Origin of the sequence: Bifidobacterium stellenboschense (assembly GCF_000741785.1) — a bacterium.
In the GTDB taxonomy this organism is placed as follows: domain Bacteria; phylum Actinomycetota; class Actinomycetes; order Actinomycetales; family Bifidobacteriaceae; genus Bifidobacterium; species Bifidobacterium stellenboschense.
The window spans coordinates 15739-35239 of the sequence record NZ_JGZP01000013.1 but is presented as its reverse complement, the minus strand read 5'-3'; the positions used below and the strand labels follow the sequence as shown (position 1 = coordinate 35239).

The window sequence follows — 19501 nt, the reverse complement described above, 5'->3', positions numbered from 1 at the left end:
TGGTGTGACTTGCGTACTGACATGCCTCACATTGTTCCAACGCAACCCGACATGGGCCCGGTATGAAGCCCTGAGAATAACTGCCTATAGAATGGTCGGGTGCCTCATCTTCCCCATCCGTTCGCCAAGGGGTCGCGCCGCCGCGCGGCCGTCGCCGCACTCGTCGCCGTGCTCGTCGTGCTCGCCGTGGAATGTGTGGGGTTCAACCTGCCGTTCTGGCGCACGCTGGGCGCGAGCACCGATTCCGCCTCCTCTACGAACGCGATGGGCGCGGGACTCGAACGCACGGACACGGGACTGCTGCGCGTCACCGACCCGACGGACGCCTGGATCGAGGTGAAGGCGGACGGCACGTCGGACTATGCGCGCGTGGACGCGTTGGAGCCGAAGCAGGACGCGTTGCGCGTCATCCATCTGCGCGTCACGTTCCCCGCCGGCGCGAACGGGACAAACAGCGCAAATGGCACGAACGGGACGACCGCCACGAATGCCACGCAATCCGTGTCGCCCTGGTCGCCTCGTTCGCTGTTCCTCAAGGCGCACGGCACGGGCGTGATGCGCGTGTGGGTCGAGGAGGCGAAGGGCTCCGTCATCCCGATCGAAGCGGTCCGCGCGAACGTGCGCGTCCCGTTTTCGTTCAGTCCCGCACGCGTGGCGCTCATGCTGGGCGTGCTGCTGCTGGCCGCGCTGTGGCGGCCCCGATCGCGGCTGTGGCGGGTGGCGCTCGACCCGTCGAACCGCCGTCAACGATTCGCGTTCGCCGGTCTGGTCACGCCGTTCGCCGTGGCGACGGCGGCGAACGTGATCTGGCAGATGCGCTATGCGACGCCGTTGACGTTCCACCAGCCCGACGGCTACACGTACGACATCGACCAGTACGGTCATCTCGCCGACGCGCTCCTCAACGGCCGAGTCTCGCTCGATCTGCTCGTCCCGGACGCGCTCGCCGCAGCCCCGGACCCGTACGACGTGACGACGCGCTCGCGGCTGCTCGCCGAGGGCGTCAGCCCGATCTACTGGGACTACGCCTTCCATGACGGCCACTGGTACTCGTATTTCGGCGTTGTCCCGGCGGTGGTCCTGTTCGCCCCCTACCGTGCGCTCACGGGCCGCATGCTGTCGAGCGCGGCGGCCGTCTACCTGTTCATGTTCATCGCGCTGGTGTTCATATGGCTGCTCACGATCCGGCTGATCGTCCGTCTCGCGCCGCGCACGTCGCTCGCCGCCACGTCGATGATGCTGCTGTTCGTGCCGTTGGCCGCGAACATGCCGTATCTCGTCTACCGGACGAACTTCTATTCGGTGCCGTTCGCCGCCTCGCTCGCGTTCACCGCGGCGGGACTGTGGCTGTGGATGGGCGCCTCGACCGGGAAACGCCCGTTGAATCCGGCCGACCGTTGGCGCATGGACGGCGCGCCGGAACTGTCATTGCCGCGGCTGGGACTCGGCGCGTTCCTCATCGCCGCGAACTTCGGCTGCCGTCCCACGTTCTGTCTGGCGGCGCTGCTCGGCATCCCGCTGTTCTGGCCGCAGATCCGCGCGGTCGTCGCGAACCTCAAGGCGCGGCGTGTGCGGGTCGGTCACGCGCTGCGCGCCCCGATCGTCGTGCTCGCCGCGGCGGCGGTCCCGCTGGCGCCGCTCGTCTGGTACAACCATGCGCGGTTCGGCTCGTTCCTCGAATTCGGCAACGACTACCAGCTCACGGTGACGGACATGACGGCGTTCCGGCAGCCGCTCGCCGGCGTTCCGGCGATGGTCGGCTACTATCTGGCGCTGCCGCTCCGGATTGTGCGTGAGTTCCCGTTCGTGGCGCTCTCCCCCACGCCGCTCGCCGAATGGGCGTTCACGGAGCCGATGGTCGGCGGCCTGTTCGTGCTGTGCCCTCCGTTGCTCGCCGCGCTCGCGTTGCCGTTCCTGCGCCGCCGGTTCGCCGCCTCGCATCTCATGCCGATGATGGCGACCGCATTGGCCCTCGCCCTGCTCATCACCGTGTTCGACGCGTCGAGCGCCGGTCTGGGATGGCGGTACATGGGCGATTTCGGCTGGCTGTTCGCGTTGGCGGCGCTGCCCGGCCTGCTGCGGGCGGTGAACGGCGACGGCGACGGCGGTGATGGCGACGGGTGCGCGCCGGCACCGGCCGGGACGAGGATCGTGCGGATCGTCGTCCTCGTCATGTTCGCCGTCATGGTGCTGGTCAACGTATTGTGTTTGTTCACGATCGGCCGTCAGGATCAGATGATCGTCACGCGCCCGGATCTCTTCCATGATGTGATGACCTGGTTCACGCTCTGAGCGTTCGCGGCGCCGGCCTTTTCAGGCAAATTCCAGCGGAACCCCACGAATTCCAAGGACTTGGGCATAATACTGAACTGGTCAACGTGCAGTCCGTAGCCAGAAAGCCGGAACCATCACAATGAAGCGAACAGCAAGCGGCAAGACCGCATTGAAGATCGTGGCGGCCATCGTCACTCTGGCCGTCGCATGCGGCCTGTGCCTGCTCACGCAGGACAACGTCGAGGCGGCGATCAAGGAGCATCGCGTCGAACGGTTGAACGCGCGCATCGAGAACATCTACACCGCCGACTACCAGAAGATGGCCGACGAGAACCTCGCCGCCGCACGCGGCAAGTCGGCCGCCACGCTCGACGACCCGTTCGTCGAGGAGAACCCGTACGGCACGAACACCACATCCCTGTACGTGTACTTCACGACGGACGACGCCACCAGCGTCTCCTACACGGTGAGCGCCGCCGGATACCCGGACTTCTCCGCCACCGCCGAACAGGGCGACGACTATGCGACCACGCACGAATTCCTCGTGCTCGGCCTCATCCCGAACGTGAAGAACACGATTACGCTCACCCTGAAGGACTCCTCGGGCAAGACCGTCGCCACCAAGCAGATCACGCACAAGGGCGCGAAGACCCTCGGCGAGGAGGAGGTGCGGCTCGAACAGCCAGTCGAACCGACCGATGCGGCCACGCAGGCGCTCGGCAACGGCCTGTACGCGATCCTCGGCAACGATTCCAACGACCAGGACTTCATGTACTACTACGACGTGAACGGCGTGCTGCGCGGCGAGGTGCCGGTGCTCTACTACCGTTCGCACCGCCTCCTGTTCGACGACGACGGCCTCATGTGGTTCTCCGCCTCGACGAAGCACTTCGTCGGCATGAACCGTCTCGGCAAACTGGAGAAGATCATCGATCTGGGCGACCGGTTCATCCTCCACCACGACTACGCGCTCGATTCGGACGGCAACATCGTGTCGCTCGCCACCGATCTGACCCGCTCCGACCATGCGGTGCAGGACCAGGTCATCAAGGTGGACACGACCACCGGCAAGGTGACGCAGCTCATCGACTTCGGCGACATGTTCCCCGACTACAAGGCGTCCACCGACCATTCCGGCATCGACGAATCCGATCCGAGCGCCACGAACCGTTGGGATTGGATCCACTTCAACACGATCCAGCTGCTGCCCGACGGCTCCGCGCTGTTCTCCGCACGCGAGACCTCCACCATCATCAAGGTGGACGACATCGAGGGCACGCCGAAGCTCGACTGGATGGTCGGCGAGCCGAGCGTGTGGGACGGCACCTCGTACAAGGATTCGTTCCTCACCAAGATCGGCGACTTCGGCGACACGGGCGGCCAGCATTCGATCACCTACGAGGAGGACCCGTCGCTGCCCGACGGCCAGTACTACGTGTACATGTTCGACAACAACTTCGGCTACGCGATGACCCGCCCCGACTTCGACTGGACGACGATCAAGGGCATCTCCACCGCGCAAAGCTCGAAGGACGAGAACTCCCGCTCCCAGTTCCGCAAGTACCTGATCGACGAGAACGCCGGCACCTACACGGAAGTGCAGTCGTTCGACGTGCCGTACTCCCCGTACGTGAGCTCCTCGCAGGAGATCACCGACACGATCAATCTGGTGGACACGGGCATGCAAGGCGTGTTCGGCGTGTACGACGACGCCGGCAACCTGCAGGCGCAGTACAGGATGGCCCTGTCCACCGGCTACATCTACCGCGTCTACCACTACGATTTCAAGGGCTTCTACTTCGCCTGACGCCCGCCCCGCCCCGACCCCCTCAGTCGGCCTACGGCCGCCAGCTCCCCCTGAAAAGGGGCGCAACAGTGGGATGCTCCCCCTTCAGGGGAGCTGTCCGCGCAGCGGACTGAGGGGGGTGCACCGCGCGGCCCCTCAAGGCGCATCGGCCCATGCCACTTACTACAGTAGGCGGCATGGGCTTTTTCTTTTCCCGCAAACCCGCCGCGAAGCCGGCGTCGCTCACCTTCACGCTCTCCGGCGCCGGCCACGTCTACGATGACGGCCACGTGGGCCTGAACCCCACCAATCTGACAATCACGGAGAAACGCGTCGCGATCATCGGCCTCAACGGCTCCGGCAAATCCACGCTGCTCGGACTGCTCGACGGCTCGCTCACGCCTTCCGCCGGCACGGTCACGATCACCGGCGTGGGAACGGACGGCGACCCGGCCTCCCCCACGCTCAGCACCTCATCCAAACGCGACCTCAAGACGGTCGACGAGTGGGTGGGCAAGGTGCGCCGCGAGGAGATCCCGAACGTGTTCTACCGTGCGGAGAACATCACGCAGGCGGTTGACGAGTCGTTGAAGAAGCACAAGATCGCGGATGCCGAGCGGGCGGCCCGCATCGGCAACCTGTTCGCGCATTTCGGCCTGCAGCGCATGCGCAAGACGAAGGCGGCGGAACTCGATTCGGAGAAGCGCCACCTGCTCGCCATCGCCGCCGCGCTCGCGTTCGACCCGGCGGCGATCGTCGCGGACGAGCCGTCGAAGGGATTGGACGAGATCGGCACGCGTCATGTGGCCGAGGCGCTGTTCACCTACGACAAGCAGGTGATCGTCGCCACGCATGACACGGACATGATCGTCCGCCCCGAATACGCGATCGACCGCACGCTCGTGCTCGACGCGCAGCATGTCGTCTTCGACGGTTCCCCGGCCGACGCGGTCGCCTTCTACATGGATCTGATCCGCAAACGCTACGAGGCGGCGAAGTCGGCGGCCTGAGGCCGGTCCGCCGTCATCGGGATAGCCGTCGCCGCCGTCACGTTCGCCGTCAGTCGAGGTCGAGCATCGCGGCGACCGTGTCGAGCACGGCCGTCACGTTCGCACGGAACTCGTCCGCCTCGGGCAGCAGCGACAACGCGAGATAGCCGTTCGTCGTCATGTCGAAGAAGTAGCCGGGTTGTCCGGTGAGCCGCCGCGTCCCGATGAGCCGCAGCACGAGCTCGTTCTCGTCGATGACGGCCGGCACGCGCAGCAGCACGTTCCAGCCGCCTTCCGCGCGCAGCACGTCGACGAGCCGGTGCTCGTCACGTGCGAGCAGCGTGTGCAGAGTGGCGAGGTTGGCGCGCACGCGGTCGCGCACGCGCGCCGTCTGGCGCGGCGCGACCGACAGCAGTTCGGGAAGACGCGCGGCGATGATGTCGCTCATCGGCAGGTAGTCATCGGCGATGACGTCGAGTCGGCGCTGCGCCTCGCGCACGTCGCCTTCCGGGCCGGAGACGCGGATCCAGCCGACTTTGGCGTGCGGCGCGGCGAGCATCTTGGAGAAGCCGTCGAGCGCGAACGTGAGCGCGCCGGTCTCCCCCGCGAGCCGCGCGTTGCCGTCGAACGGTTCCAGCGCGTAGTCGTAGAACACCTCGTCGGCGATGATGGCGATGCCGCGTTCCCGACACAGGCGCACGAGCATGGCGCGCTCCTCGGGTTTCACGTAGGAGCCGGTCGGATTGTTCGGGTTGATGAGGACGAGCGCGCGGATGCGGTCGCCTTCCGGCGAGTAGAGCAGTTCCTCGATGGCGGCGGTGTCGATGTACCAGGAGCCGTCGAACTGGAGCTGGTATTCGATCGTGTCGACGCATTCGAGACGCGCGATCGATTCGATGAGCGGGTAGCCGGGCTTCGGGGCGAGCACCGCGTCACCGGCGTCGCACAGCAGTTTGATGAGCCACGAATACGCCTGCGAAGTGGAACTCAACAAATACAACGAATCCGGATCAACACCTTCCTCTCGGCCCCCGCCGGCGGGGGCTGTCCGCAAAGCGGACTGGGGGTGGTCCAGCCCGGCCGATAGGAACCTCGCCAAAGCCTCCCTCGCCGCGCGCGGTCCGCGCGGTTCCGCCGTGTACTCCCCCGGCACCTCGGCCGGGGCGAGCCCGTGCCGGGTCGGGTTGGAGTCGTTGAGCTTGCCGAGCGTCACGCCCTGCGCGCGCGCCTTCGCTTCGGCGGCGGCGATCGGATTGGGCGCGGAGATGTCCACGCGGGAGGAGAATCGAACGGTCATGTCTCCACTGTAGCGCGGGCGATGAAAAGGGCCGTCCGGAACAAACGTCCGGACGGCCCTTCGCCGTCTTCGACCGGCGCGCGACGCGCTCGGAGGCAGGCTCAGTGCTGCTTGGTGCTCGCGTAGTAGGCGGCGCCGACGATGCCGGCCTCGTTGCGCAGCGCGGCGGGCACGATTGGGGTCTTGATCTCGATGAACGGCAGGAACTTGTCCGCCTTGCGGCTCACGCCGCCGCCGACGACGAACAGATCCGGGTTGAAGTACTTCTCCAGCAGACCGTAGTACTTGGTGAGGCGCTTCGCCCACTTCTTGTAGCCGAGCTCCTCCTGTTCGCGGATGGAGCTGGCCGCGTACTTCTCCGCGTCCGGGTGCTTGTCGGAGAGGATGAGGTGGCCGAGCTCGGTGTTGGGCACGAGCACGCCGTCGATGATGAGCGCGGTGCCGATGCCGGTGCCGAGCGTCGTGGCGATGACGAGACCGTCCTTGCCTTTGGCGGCGCCGAACTGCTGTTCGGCGAGACCGGCGGCGTCCGCGTCGTTGACGACGGTGACGGGGCGGCCCGCGGCCTCGGAGAACACGGCGGTCACGTCGACGCCGACCCACGACTGGTCGAGGTTGGCCATGAAGTCGAGCGGCTTGCCCGGCTTGATCGGCGCCGGGAACGCGATGCCGACCGGAGCGGATTCAGGCACTTCGAAGTGGTCGAGCTGCTGGCGCACGATCTTGGCGACCGCGTCCGGCGTGGACACTTCGGGGGTGAGGATCTTGAGTCGGGGTTCGGCGAATTCGCCCTTCTCCAGGTTGACGGGCGCGGCCTTGATGCCGGAGCCGCCGATATCGATGCCGAACGCCTGTGCGGTTTCAATCATCGTCGATTCTCCTCCTTGTATTGGATTTCCTAACCGTTATCTGCATCGTACCGCCCTCGCATCCCAAACCATGGACGGACGCCCGCATGTCGTGCGCACGTGTGCGTTCCATCCGCCCGTTCGTGGCCCAGGTCACTCCCGGGAAGACGCCGACGCCGCACCATGCGGTGCCATAATGGGAGGCATGGCAGAACACAACCAACTGATCGATGCGGTGAACATCCGCACCGCCATCCGCTCCTTCGACGACGAACCGATCGACGACGACACGGCCCGCCAGCTCGACATGACCCTCGCCCCGCTGAACCTCCTCGGCGACCTGCACCTGCAGCTGGTGCGGAACCGTCCCCAGGTGTTCGCGGAGGCGAACGCCTCAGGGCATTTGAGGAACGCGGCGAACTATCTGGCCGTCGTCGGCCCGAAGAACGACGCGGAGGCCAAGGAGCGCGCCGGCTTCTACGCGGAGCGCGCCGTGCTCGCCGCGACCTTGAGGGGCCTCGGCACCCTGTGGGTGGCGGGCAGTTGGGACCGTGCGGAGGCGGCGAGACACTGCCACATCCGCAACGGCGAGGAACTGTACTTGGCCGTGGTGATCGGGCATCCGGAGCATCACGTGGAGCGCTTGGCGAAGTCGTACGAGGAGCTCGCCGAATTCCAACGCACGCATCGCCCGACGAAGTCGTTCGAACAGTTCACGGCCGGCATGTCCGACGAGGCGCGCGAGGCGGCTCCTGCGTGGTTCAAGGCGGGCGTCGAGGCGGCGATGAAGGCTCCGAGCGCGATGAACCGCCAGCCGGTCACGTTCACCTACAACGCCGACGACGATACGGCCGCCGCGCACATCGACCCCTCGGCGGGCGACGAGCATTGGGCGCTCAACGATCTGGGCATCGCGAAACTGCACTTCCAGATCGGCGCCGGCCAAGGCCAGTGGGCGTGGGGCGACGGCGGCCTGTTCCTCCACAAGTAACGATCCGACGGCGTACGCGCCGACCGTCCGTCGATCATTCGTCGATCGTCCGCGCGCGCCGTCGGATCGTGGCGACGACGAGTCCCGTGACGCCGACGGCGACGGTGAGCAGTCCGATGGCGGCGACGTTCGCGCCGGTGAGGGCCGTGCTGCCGGGACCGCCGGGCTGGTCATGGTCGCCGGGCGGCGTGACGGTGCCGTTGTCGGCGAATTTCGGTTCGACGGTGACGTTCAACGCGGGTGCGCCGCCGGTCAGATCGTTGCCGTCGGGCACGGAGACGAGGAACGGGTCGCACGCGTATCGCGCGTTCGCGTCGGCGACGTGCGTGCGCGCGACGAGGTAGATGCCGGCGGCGAGACGCGCGAACGTGGCACGCCCGTTCGCGTCGGTCACGCCGGTGGCCGCGTAGAGATGGTGTTCGGCCGCGTGGGCGTCCATGCGTTTGGCGGCCGCGTTGAGCTGGGACGAGGTGAGTTTGCCCCAGTCGGCGTCGAAATGGGAGAACGCGTCGAGCGTGTGGAACGCGGCGATGGTGCCGTTGTCGTCGAGGTCGGCGGAGGCGACGCGCACGATCGAATAGGTGTCGCCGGCGAGCGGCGTGGCGTCGTCCCGACCGCGGTCCCATTGCGCGTCGACGGTGAGTGAGCCGGTTACGCCGGATTGCGCGGCGTGCGCGCTCGCGGGCGTGGCGGCGAGCGCGATGACGCCGACGAGCATGATGATGGCCGCGAGGCACGCGGCGAGGCGGGACGCCGCCAGCGTGCGCGGCATGCCGATCGCTCCGCGCTGCGCGTGGTTATGCATGTCTGCCATGTCTGGCCGTTCCTTTCCTCTTGGTCGTGCGGCGTGCGCCGGCGTGTGATGAAGTCGTGGTGGGTGACGGGGCGTTTGCGCGTCGCCGTCGGTGTTGGATCACGCGCCATCCGACGAGCAGGGCGATCAGGCCCAGGCTGGGCAGCAGGTACTGCAGGGGGATGTCGACGTGGAACGTGGGTTTGGAGTCGTCGTCCATGGCGGGCGTGTAGGGGATGCGGTGGGCTCGTACGAGCAGGCGGTGCGTGTTGACCGCGTACGGCGTGCAGGTGATGAGCGTGACCTGGTCCTTGCCCGGGTCGATGGCGAGTTCCTTGGTGTCGGTCGGCAGCACCGTGGTGATGCGGTCGACCTGGTAGGCGTAGGTGTCCTTGAGGATCCTGATGTAGAAGCGGTCGCCTTTTCTCATCAGGTTCAGGTCGGTGAACAGTTTGGCGGTGGGCAGGCCACGGTGGCCGGAGAGGGCCGCGTGCGTGCTCGCGCCGCCGACGGGCAGCGACGTGCGTTCGAGGTGGCCGATGCCGACCTGCAGCACCTTTTCGGCGGTGCCGTGGTAGATCGGCATGGTCTCCTTGAGACGGGGCACGGTGATGTAGCCCATCATGCCGTCGCCGGCGAGGTTGAGGAGCTTCATGTACTCGGCGTCGGTGGCTTCGGTGTTCACCGCGCCGGTCAGGGCGCTGGTGTCGCCGGAGCTTTCCTGGGCGAGCTTGGCGTTGTAGGCGTGCGCGGCTTCGAGCATTTGCCGGTATTCCTCGTCGGAGAGCGCTTCGACCGCCGCGTCGTAGTTGCTGACGACGCGGGAGGCGTTCTTCATGACGAGGAAGTTGCTGATCGTCGGGTAGAACAGCACGAGCAGTCCTATCACGATGACGAGCAATGGCGCGAGGCCGCGCAGCTTCTTTCCCATGGATCTCCTTGGGTAGGGCCTTCCCCGTCAGGGAAGGCCGGTGCCCCGGTTCCCTTGACGCCGGTCAGGGGAACCGGGGGTCAGCGGCGTTCTCAGGCCGTGTGGCGGGACTTGCGGTTGGACTTGACGTACCAGGCCGCGCCGAGGGCCACGATGGCCACGCCGAACACGGTGAACAGCACGGTGCCCATGCCGCCGGTCTCGGGGAGGGTGACGCCCTTGTTGTTCTGGACGGTGATGACCGGGGTCTTGCCGTCCGCGGTGGTGGAGCCGTTGGTCACCGACCAAGACGTCAGCTTGCCGGTGTTCTCGTCGTACTGCGCGGAGATGGTGACCGTGATCGGGTCCTTCAGCAGGTTGAAGCCTTCCGGAGCCTTGGTCTCCTTCACCTTGTAGGTTCCTTCCTTGAGGCCGGTGAACTGCAGCTTGCCGTCGGTGCCGGTGACCACATCCTTGTCCTCAGCGGCCGTCTCGGTGCCCTTGACCGGGCGGAAGACGCCCTCGGAGACCTTCACGAGACTGATCTTGTCGCCCTTGTCGTTCTGGAGTTCGAACTGGGCGTTCTTCAGCTTCTCGGTGGGGTCGGCCGCGTTGACCTTCTCGATGTCGAAGTTGAAGGTGTAGGTGTAGGTGTGGTCTTCGTTAGTGTCACCAGTACCGGTGCCGTTCGGATTGTTGCTGTACGTGATCTTCGCGTCGTTCTGGTTGCCGGTGGAACCGACGATGGCGTCCTTGTTCAGGGTGGCGGAGTACTCGACGGTGATGGCCTTGCCGGCGTCATCCTTGTGCAGATCCTTGAAGTTCAGCATGTTGACTTCAAGAGCGGTCTTACCGGTATCGGAGTTCGTGGTGTACGTGGCGGTGTAGTCGGTGCCCTTGATCAGCTCGGTAGTGCCGATCTTGACGGTCGGAGTGAACGTGCCGTCCTCGAGGGTGCCGTTCAGGTCGAGGCCCTTGGACAGGGTATCGGTGAACTTGAAGGTGTAGCCGTTGGTGTACTCGGTCATGTCCGGCACGGTGGAGGAGAGCTTGAAGTCCACGGTGTCGCCGATTTCGACGCTGTTGTGCTTCTTGTCGTCGGTGCCGTTCTTGACGGTCTTCTGGATGGTCGGGTAGGTGCTCTTGAGGTCCCGCTCGACGGCGGTGCCGTTCAGCACATTGAGCAGGATGGCATCGGTGCCACGCTTGTCCTTGGTATCGGTGGAACCGGCCTTCGGGCTGACGAGGTAGGAACCATAGGCCAGACCGGTGAACGTCGCCGTGTACTTACCGTCCGCGGCGGTAGTGGCCGCGTTCTCGGTCTTAACGGTCAGGCCGGTCTGGGTCTTCGCCCAATCGGAGGCCTTCTTGGCGAACGGGACGACCTGGGTCTTCTCGTCCTTGAGGCCGGAGACGTAGTCGTAGGCCTTCTGGGCAACGTTGGCGGTGGTGACGTCACTGAGGTTGAATTCGGTGGCGTTGTCGATGAAGAACTGGTTCCACTCGGAGTTCAGCGTGAAGCCGCCGTTGTCGGCGGTTCCGGCGTTGACGGCATCCAGATCGTAGGAGAACATCTGGTAGGCCTTGACTTCCTTGCCAGCGAACTCGGCGTTGGTGCTGCTCACCTTGATGCTGCCGTTGTCGGTCTGAGCGGCGTTGGCGGTGCTGGCGCCGAGGCCGGCGATGCCGAGCATGGTGACGGCGGCGAGGACGCCGGCCGCTACCTTCCTGATCAGTGAGTTCATCACTGTTCCTTTCCCTTTTTCTGTACCGGCTCCGGACGTTCCGGAACCGATGATGGTTACATTGGTTGGCCCGCCGCCGGAGCGGCGGGAAATCTGGTTATCTGGTGTGGCGCCCGCGCTTGCCGCCGAACGGCAGGGAGGTGCCCGCTCCCCCGGCCGTGGCCGGTTCCGTACGGTTCGCGCGCAGGTACCATGCGGTGCCGAGCGCGAGCATGAGCACGCCGAGCATGACGAACAGCAGCGTGCCGTTGCCGCCGGTTTCGGGCAGGGGCGAGAAGTTCGTGACCGTGGCCACATACTTGCCGTCCTTGTCCTTGCCGTACTTGACGGACACCGAGTAGCCGGCTTCGGCTGGGGTCTTCGTCACGTCCTTGCCGTCGGCGCCGCCGCTGGCGAAGGTCATGTCGAGTTCCTTGACGGTGTACGTGTAGTAGCGCGTCACGTCCTCGCCGTTCGGCCCGGAGCCCTTGTCCACGAAGGCGACCGGCAGGCCGGTGAGCTTCGTGCGCCAGGTGTCGCTCCACGCGGAGCCGTTGTTCTTGGCGGTCATGGTCACCGTGAACGGGTTGTCACGCTTCTCGGTGGTGCAGTCGTCCTTGAAACATTCGAGCTTCTCGGCGGTCTGCTGCTTGCCGTGGGCGTCCGTGTAGGTGGCGGTCACCTGGAGGGTGATCTTGTCCGGGCGTTCCAGCTGGCCGTTGCGCCACACCTTCTGCAGGGTGAGGTCCACGGTCTTGCAGCCGTCCTTGCCGCACGGGTCCTGGCCGTCATCCGGTTCGGGCGTGACGCCGCCGTTGTTGTCGGACACCGCCTTGTCGAGCATGAGCACCGCCTTGGCGGCGGACACGTACACGCCGAGGCTCTCCGAGCGGTTCGCGCCGGAGGCGTTCTGGCCGCTGTTCGAACCGGACTCGTTGTTGGACATGACCGCGCCCTCGTAGTCCGAGAACTGCTTGATGGCGGGCTCCTTGTCGCCGTTCCCGCCGCTCTTGGCGAGATGCGCCACGATGTAGCGGTTGAGCGTCAGCTTGTGCGCGCCCGTCATGTCGACGCCGTGCTCCGAGTATGTCTCGTTGTCCAGGTGCGAACCGTAGGTGAACTGTTCGCGGTCCTTGGTGAGCGCGTACGACCAGCTGGACGGCACGTCGCGGTAGATGCGGTACGTGTTGCCGTTGCCTTCGATGCCGTACACGCTGTTGAACGAGTAGACGGACTTGAGGTTCGTCTTGCCGGTGAAGGGGCCGACGAGGCCGCTCGTGCCGCGGATCGTGTCCGCGTAGGTCATGGTGTTCTTCTCCAGCAGGCCTTCGTCGTTCACGGCGGCGAATCCGCCGGCGTATCCGGTCTTGACACCTTCCGCGCCGTCGGACGTCTGCGTGGCGCCGCCGCCGAACACGTCGTAGCCGTCGGCGATGCCCTCGACCGAGGAGGAGGCGATCTTCGTGCGGTTGGCTTTGATGAGCTGCGCGTGCACGTTGTCGACGGATCCGTCGTTCACGCCCTTCTTCGAGCATCCGACGGTGATCGACGAGTCGCCGATGAAGATCTCGGCGGTGTCGTCCGTGTCGTCGTTCTCGGTGCCGTGCTTGTCGAGCGCGACGCCGATCTTGAGTCCGAGCAGGTTCACGTATAGCGCGTTGCCGTCGGTGAACAGTTCGAGGTCGAGATACTTGGTGAGCGCGCTGAAGTACGTCTCCTTGTAGTCGTCGAGCTTGTTGCCGATGTTCTCGGCCTCCGGGAGATAGAGGATGTCGAGCAGCGGGTTGATGAGGTACTTGATGATCAGGTTCAGCACCTCGGAGTTCACGCCGGAGTCCACCAGATACGCCTTGGTGGTCTGGCCGACGAAGCCGCCGGCGAGTTCGCCGCTGGACGCCTTCTTGAAGTTCGTCACCGTGCTGCCGGAGATGCGCGACAGGTCCGCGTAGCCGGCGAATCCGGCGGCGATCTCCTCGCCCTTGCGGTTCGTGGAGTCGGTGAGCGACTCGTCCCGGCCGTAGTCCTTGCCGTCGTGCGTGGCGGTGACGGTGAAGCCGGCGGGTATGCCCGCTACGGAGGAATCCTCCACGTGCGCGCCCCAGATGTCGAGCACGCCCGCGGTGAGCTTGACGAGGTACTGCTGGGCGACGCCGATGTTGTCGACGTCCACGGTGCCGGCCTTGCCGAGGTGGCCGATGAAGCCGCCCGTGTAGTTGAGACCGCTCACGCTGTTCAGGTTCGTGACCGAGGACTTCTTGACGGAGCCGTTGATGAGGCCGCCGCCGAAGCCGCCGGCCGAACCGGTGAAGCGCGTGGAGTCGAGCGTGCCCTGCGTGGTGGAGTCGTGCGCCCTGACCTGGATGCCGTCGGCGACGCCGTCCACGCGGCCGTCGTAGATGAACGTGCGGAACGCGTCGAGCACGCTGATATTGCCGGCCTTGACGAGCTTCAGCACGAGGTTGGTGCTCTGGTCGGCCGCGGCCTCGCCGCCGGCCACGGAGGCGACGGAGGAGATGTCCGCGAGACCGAAGAAGCCGCCAGCGTACTGGCCGCCTTCGACGCCGCGCAGTCCGCTGGCCGTCACCGCGGCCGGGTCGGCGGCCGTGTCGACGGCGGTGCCGGTGCCCTTGGCGGACTTCCTGTCGCCGAGGATCGCGGCCTGCAGGGATCCGGCGAAGCCGCCGGCGTTCAGCGCGTAGCGGGTCGTGCCGCCGTCCTGGTAGGCGCCTTCGACCGTGTAGCCCCATTCGCTGCTGTCCGGCGTGACGTGCGCGCCGCGGATGGTCACGACGGTCGCGTCGAGCACGCTGACGAGCTTGCCCGGCGTGAGCACCTGGTCGGTGATCTTGTGCAGGAATCCGCCGATGCCGTCGGTGTTCACGTCGGCCACGGCGCCGGAGGTGGCGATGCCGATGTAGCCGCCCACGTTGTTGGTGCCGGACACCTTGCGCAGGTTGTCCACGTTCGCGCCGGCCGCCTTCTTGTAGGCGTCCGGGTCGGCCTTGAGGTCGAGTTCGTCGCCGTTCGCGTCGCGGTCGCCCCAGATCTGCGCGCCGACGCCCATGCCGACGTAGCCGCCGGCGTTGCCGACGCCGGTCGTGACGCCCACGCCCGTGGCCGCGACCTTCATGCCCTTGCGGTAACCGACGACGGACGAGGATTTGACGACGGGCACGAACACCTGCGCCACGCCGAGCAGTTCACCGAGGTTCACGCTCGCCAGGGTCTCGCCGAACAGGCTCCCCTTGCCGAACAGCTCCACGGAGCCGAACTTGGCCGCGGTGCCGGATTCCATCGTGCCCGCGTAGCCGCCGGCTGCGCGCATCGCGGTGACGTCGCGCACATCGACCGATTGGCCGTCGGTGATGGTGCCGGTGCGCATGAGGCCCACGTGGCCGCCGGCAACGCCGGAGTCGATGCGCGTCGTCATCGTCTTGTCGTAGGAGGCGCGTCCCGCGACCACGTTGAAGCCGAAGACGTAGTCCGCGAGGAACGCATTGAGCGTCTGATCGGTGACATCCTTCGCACCGCCGGACGTGACGACGTCGGTGAACTCCTTGCCGTACGCGCCGTACTTGCCGACGTTGTCGCGCCACGTCTCCCACTGGGAGTACGCCACGTTGCGCAGGGGGCCGGTGACCTTCGTGTGCTCCTCGGTGGGGTACACCATGGTGAGCACGCTGGCGAGGTTGCCGACCTTGATCACGCCGTAGAGCAGGGAGAGCGAACCGCCCTCCGCCGTGTCCGCGGATTCCATGAGTCCGCTGTAGCCGCCGGCGATCTCCTGGCCGTACACGCTGCGGATGCGGGCCGCGTAGGCGACGCGCTGGGTGCCGTTGTACTTGCCGTCGGTGTTCTCGCTCTTCCACGAGGCGGTGTTGTTGCCCCAGATGTGGCCGCCGCTGTTGTGGCCCACGTAGCCGCCGGCCATGCCGCGGCGGACCGTGCCGGAGACTCCCTGGGCGCGCACCGCGCCGCCGCAGATGACCGCGTCGGTGGACGAGTTGCGGATGGTGGGCACGAAGTCCTGCGCGACGGACACGAGGTTGCTGATGTCCGCGAGCTTGTTGAGCACGCTGCCGTCGTCGAGCACGTGCGCCACGTCGCCGGGTTCGATGGTGCCGGCGTAGCCGCCGGCCGAGACCTGGCCGATGATGTACACGAACTCGTGCGCGTTGGAGTCCTGGATGTGGCCGCCGGTGATGGAGCCGGCGAAGCCGCCCGCCATGCCGAGCGGGTCGTCCTCGCCGCCGGACTTGTGGTCGGCGGTGCTGGCGAGCACCGAATAGCCGCCCACGCCGCCGGTCACGTCGGAGTGTTCGATCGTGGAGACGACCACGCCGAGCACGCTGAGCAGGTCGCCGACATTGACGCTCTGTCCGAGGACCTTGAGACCGCCGCCGACGGATGCGGCGGAGCCGACGTCCATTCTGCCGATGTAGCCGCCCGCGTAGCGTGCGCCGGTGACCGCGTAGGAGCTCTTCGCGGCGTTGAGATAGGTCGAGTCGATGGAACCGGTGGTTTCCAGATCCGAGGGGGCCTTGACGTCGGTGCGGCGCAGCTGGGTCACGTTGGAACGGGAGACCTGCACGCCGGAGCCGTAGCCGATGAAGCCGCCGGCCGAACCGGCCTGCGTGTCGGTGTCGTCCCACGTGGTCGCCGTCACCTTGAGGCCCGGATCGTCCGGGTCGGAGGTCTTGAGGCCGCTGGTCGTCTCGACGGTGGATCCGTCCGTATGGACGCCCGCCGACGTGATGACCGGAACATAGACGCTGGCGACGGAGGCGAGATCGGAGGCGCTGATGTTCAGCCCCAGTCCGCCGAGGACGCTCACGCCCTTGCCGGCGTCGGCGAGTGCTCCGGAGTGGACCTTGCCGCCGAAGCCGCCCGCGTACTTGCCGCCGGTCACGGTGTCGATGTTGATGACGGCCCACGGGTCGGCGACGGTATTGCCGTCCGCGCCCGCGGTGGTCTTCGTGGAATCGTCGACCGTGCCGCTCTGGAAGTCGCCGGCGAAGCCGCCCGCGATGTTCGCGGCGACGGAGCCGCCGTTCACGTAGCGCACGTCCGCGTTCACGTACTTGGGGATGAGGTATTTGATCGCCGTGACCAGCTGGTCGACTTCGATCACGCTGCCGTTGCCTCCGGTGAGGAGGTTCTTGATCGAGGTGTCGTCGGCGACGTCGGCGAGTCCGCCGGTCGTGGAGACGCCGACGAAGCCGCCCGCGTTGCCGTTCACGTCGTCCGCCGTGACGGTGAGGAGGTTCGTGACGTGCGCGTCGGTCACCTGCGTGCTGTTCGATTGTCCGACGAATCCGCCGGCAACGACCTGCTTGACGGAGTCGGCGGCGTGGCCGTGCGTCGCGGTGACGGTCATGCCCGTGGTGATGCCGTTCACGGTCACGGTCTGCGCGTCCACCATCACGCCTTCGGCGACCGACAGCAGGCCGGAGAGCTTGAGCACGCCCAGACCGAGCAAGTTGAGGCTGTCGCCGTTGACGAGGTCGCCGGGACCGGCGGCGCCGATGAAGCCGCCCGCGTAGTTGTCGGCCTTGACGGCGGCGACGCCGTTCACGGTGACGCCGGCCGTGTCCGGCACGGGGTTGGACGTGACCTTGCCGGTCGAATCCTTCACCTCGTATGCGGTCGTGGCCTTGCCGATGTCGCCGCCGGTGGCCTTGCCGATGCCGGCGGAGGCGTAGGCGCCGCCGGCGGTGACGGTGAGACCGTTCCTGCCGCCGTTGACGGTGAGGGCGCTCACTTCGAACGGGAGGAATCCGCCGAGTCCGACCGTGCCGTTGATGACACCGCCGACGGAGGCGGTGCCGAGCTGGCCGGCGATGCCGCCCGCATAGTCGCCACCCGCGGTGACGGATTTGAGGCCGTCGACGGTGTTGTCGCGCGCGGCGGGCGCGGTACGGCCGTGCTTCCAATACGAGAACTCGTTCAGGTGCTGCGTGTCGGAGGCGGCGATGAGCGCGCCGTCGCCACGTCCGACGATGCCGCCCGCATAGTCGTTGTCGGAACGGACGGTGATCGTGCCGGACATGGCCACGCCGAGGATCGCCGAGGGGTCGACGCCGACGAGGCTCAGGAGGGCGGTGGCGTTCTCCCCGCCTCCCTTGAGCACGTCGACCAGAACCTGTTCGAGGGATTTGAGGAGGTTCGTGTCGCTCGCGTCCCCGGCGCCGAGGTCGCTGGACCAGCCGAGTGTCGCGGCGCCGGTGAAACCGCCCGCGTAGCCCTTCACCTTCTTGGTGGTGCCGTTGTTGTCGTCGGTCTGGGCGATGCCGAGGGCCGTGACCTTGACGGTGCCGTTCAACGTGTCGTTGACGGCGAAGCTGTTCGCCATCGCGCCGGTGAAACCGCCCGCGTAACTGCCGGCTTCGACGGTCACGGCCGACTTCAGCGTGGTTCCCTCGACGAGTCCCTGCGGCTGGACGATGGGGATTTCGGGCAGGTTGACGCCGAGGCTTTTCAGCGCGCCCTTCATCACGTCGTTGCGGGTGAGGCCGGAGAAGCCGCCCGCATAGTAGCGGGCCTTCACGGTGTAGGCGTTGTCGCTGGAGACGGTCGCGTTCTCGATGACCGCGCCGATCTGGTCGCCGACGAAGCCGCCCGCATAGTCCTGGTCGGACGAGCCGATGACGACGTTCTTCTTGAAACCGGTCACCGAGGATCCGGAGATGACGGGGTTGTAGTAGCCCACCGCATACAACGTGGTCAGGCCGAGCGTGCCGTCGAGCAGCCAGTCGACCAGATCGCCGAGTCCCAGGAAGGGGATGATGCCGAGGATCTTGGAGAGGAGGTTCGTCAACGCCGAGACGAGACCGGAGACCGGATCGTATCGGGTGGCGCCCTGCACGTAGCCGACGAAGCCGCCGGTCATGTCGCTCACGCTGGAGACGGCGACGTCGGCCACATCGCAGTCGGAGACCTTCACGTCGCCGTAGATGCGTCCGGCGAACGCGCCGGTGGCGAGGTTCGACGGATTGTCCTTATGCAGTTTGAGCAGCTGGTCGAGGTGCAGGTTGAGCTCCACGTTAATGCCTATCAGCTTGGCCAGCACCTCGAGCGCGTCCACCAGGCCGTTCAGCAGCAGGCCCACGGCGCCGGTCAGCGTGCCGAGCAGGGTCGGCGGTACATACGCTTCGCTCGCCTTGTTGGTCACGGAGACGTCGCTGAGCCTGAGATTGGCGACCGCGACGGTCCCGGCGCTGCCGAGACTGTCGTTGTTCATCACGGTCCTGCTGGTGATGGAGGCGAAGAAGCCGATGCCCTGCTGCTTGCTGACGTCGAGCCGCTTGCCGGACTGCTCCACCGTCACATGGGAGATGACCGGCTTGGCGGTGCCCGCGTTGACGGTGGCGCCGTCGGTGCCGATGGTGTTCCACAGGGTCTTGGCGGTGGTGGTGTCTGCGCTCACGGCACCGAGCATGGTGCCGGAGAACATGAGCGGGCTCCAGTTGGCGGAGCTCAGGTCGATGTCGCGGAAGATGATGTAGTTCGCGTCGTTCGCATAGGTGACGCCGCTCTGGGTCGCGTGGCCTTTGGCCTTGACCTCGTTGCCGTCGTCATCCAACGTCACATAGCGATAGCGGGTCTTGTTCTTGCCTGCGATCGTGGTGTCGTCGTTTTTCTCGCTGGCGCCCTCGTCGAGGGTCTTGCCTGCGGCCAGATCGGCGTCGCCGGCATACACCTCGGTCTTGGAATCGGCGATATCCTGCCACTCGTAGGTGGGGATGCCCAGCACGCTTCCGGTCTGCTTCGATTCCTGCGTGATTCTCCAGACCGGCCTCGTCACCTTCTTGTCCGAGCCGATGGCGCGCAGCTGCTGCTCGTTGCCGATGAGGATGAACGTCTTGCCGTTGATGGTCTTGGTGACCTGG

At 66.4% G+C, this 19501-nt stretch carries 10 protein-coding genes; 4 read left to right on the top strand and 6 right to left on the bottom strand.

The annotated features are described in order from the left end of the window. The first annotated feature begins 99 nt into the window (after window positions 1-99). The 3 genes from BSTEL_RS06535 to BSTEL_RS06525 all read left to right on the top strand — a co-directional run bounded on the left by BSTEL_RS06535 (window position 100) and on the right by BSTEL_RS06525 (window position 5070). Complete coding sequence (locus tag BSTEL_RS06535; protein WP_051922918.1) at window positions 100-2292, top strand: hypothetical protein; 2193 nt, start codon at window positions 100-102, stop codon at window positions 2290-2292. A gap of 121 nt (window positions 2293-2413) precedes the next feature. Continuing rightward, window positions 2414-4081 (top strand): aryl-sulfate sulfotransferase, encoded by a 1668-nt coding sequence (locus BSTEL_RS06530; protein ID WP_156963202.1) that lies wholly within the window; start codon window positions 2414-2416, stop codon window positions 4079-4081. Between the two features lie 176 nt (window positions 4082-4257). Next, window positions 4258-5070: an ATP-binding cassette domain-containing protein gene (locus BSTEL_RS06525; RefSeq protein ID WP_034528563.1), complete on the top strand. Its 813-nt coding sequence runs from the start codon at window positions 4258-4260 to the stop codon at window positions 5068-5070. Between the two features lie 49 nt (window positions 5071-5119). Here BSTEL_RS06525 and BSTEL_RS06520 read toward each other — a convergent pair whose 3' ends face one another. Further along, entirely contained in the window at window positions 5120-6346 is a 1227-nt protein-coding gene (locus BSTEL_RS06520) for a pyridoxal phosphate-dependent aminotransferase (protein WP_034528590.1), read from the bottom strand. Between the two features lie 101 nt (window positions 6347-6447). Then, window positions 6448-7215 carry a polyphosphate--glucose phosphotransferase gene (gene ppgK, locus BSTEL_RS06515; RefSeq protein ID WP_034528560.1) on the bottom strand — a complete coding sequence of 256 codons (768 nt, stop codon included), beginning with the start codon at window positions 7213-7215 and terminating at the stop codon, window positions 6448-6450. A gap of 184 nt (window positions 7216-7399) precedes the next feature. On the opposite strand from ppgK, the gene BSTEL_RS06510 reads away from it, so the two are divergent. Then, complete coding sequence (locus BSTEL_RS06510; RefSeq protein ID WP_034528558.1) at window positions 7400-8185, top strand: nitroreductase family protein; 786 nt, start codon at window positions 7400-7402, stop codon at window positions 8183-8185. 34 nt (window positions 8186-8219) lie between these two features. Here BSTEL_RS06510 and BSTEL_RS06505 read toward each other — a convergent pair whose 3' ends face one another. From BSTEL_RS06505 to BSTEL_RS06490, 4 genes are all read right to left on the bottom strand, one after another. Beyond that, window positions 8220-8999, bottom strand: a complete 780-nt coding sequence (locus BSTEL_RS06505) for an isopeptide-forming domain-containing protein (RefSeq protein WP_034528587.1) — start codon at window positions 8997-8999, stop codon at window positions 8220-8222. Beyond that, entirely contained in the window at window positions 8983-9909 is a 927-nt protein-coding gene (locus BSTEL_RS06500) for a class C sortase (RefSeq protein ID WP_034528556.1), read from the bottom strand. Before BSTEL_RS06500 ends, BSTEL_RS06505 begins: the two co-directional genes overlap by 17 nt. 92 nt (window positions 9910-10001) lie before the next feature. After that, entirely contained in the window at window positions 10002-11633 is a 1632-nt protein-coding gene (locus BSTEL_RS06495) for a SpaH/EbpB family LPXTG-anchored major pilin (RefSeq protein WP_034528554.1), read from the bottom strand. 97 nt (window positions 11634-11730) lie between these two features. Further along, window positions 11731-19485 (bottom strand): LPXTG cell wall anchor domain-containing protein, encoded by a 7755-nt coding sequence (locus BSTEL_RS06490; RefSeq protein ID WP_051922917.1) that lies wholly within the window; start codon window positions 19483-19485, stop codon window positions 11731-11733. Window positions 19486-19501 lie beyond the last annotated feature (16 nt).

Bases quoted from the DNA above. Each gene is read 5' to 3' on its own strand.
- BSTEL_RS06530 (WP_156963202.1), top strand. From the start codon at position 2,414: ATGAAGCGAACAGCAAGCGGCAAGACCGCATTGAAGATCGTGGCGGCC.
- BSTEL_RS06520 (WP_034528590.1), bottom strand. From the start codon at position 6,346: ATGACCGTTCGATTCTCCTCCCGCGTGGACATCTCCGCGCCCAATCCG.
- BSTEL_RS06525 (WP_034528563.1), top strand. From the start codon at position 4,258: ATGGGCTTTTTCTTTTCCCGCAAACCCGCCGCGAAGCCGGCGTCGCTC.
- BSTEL_RS06505 (WP_034528587.1), bottom strand. From the start codon at position 8,999: ATGGCAGACATGCATAACCACGCGCAGCGCGGAGCGATCGGCATGCCG.
- ppgK (WP_034528560.1), bottom strand. From the start codon at position 7,215: ATGATTGAAACCGCACAGGCGTTCGGCATCGATATCGGCGGCTCCGGC.
- BSTEL_RS06495 (WP_034528554.1), bottom strand. From the start codon at position 11,633: ATGAACTCACTGATCAGGAAGGTAGCGGCCGGCGTCCTCGCCGCCGTC.
- BSTEL_RS06500 (WP_034528556.1), bottom strand. From the start codon at position 9,909: ATGGGAAAGAAGCTGCGCGGCCTCGCGCCATTGCTCGTCATCGTGATA.
- BSTEL_RS06510 (WP_034528558.1), top strand. From the start codon at position 7,400: ATGGCAGAACACAACCAACTGATCGATGCGGTGAACATCCGCACCGCC.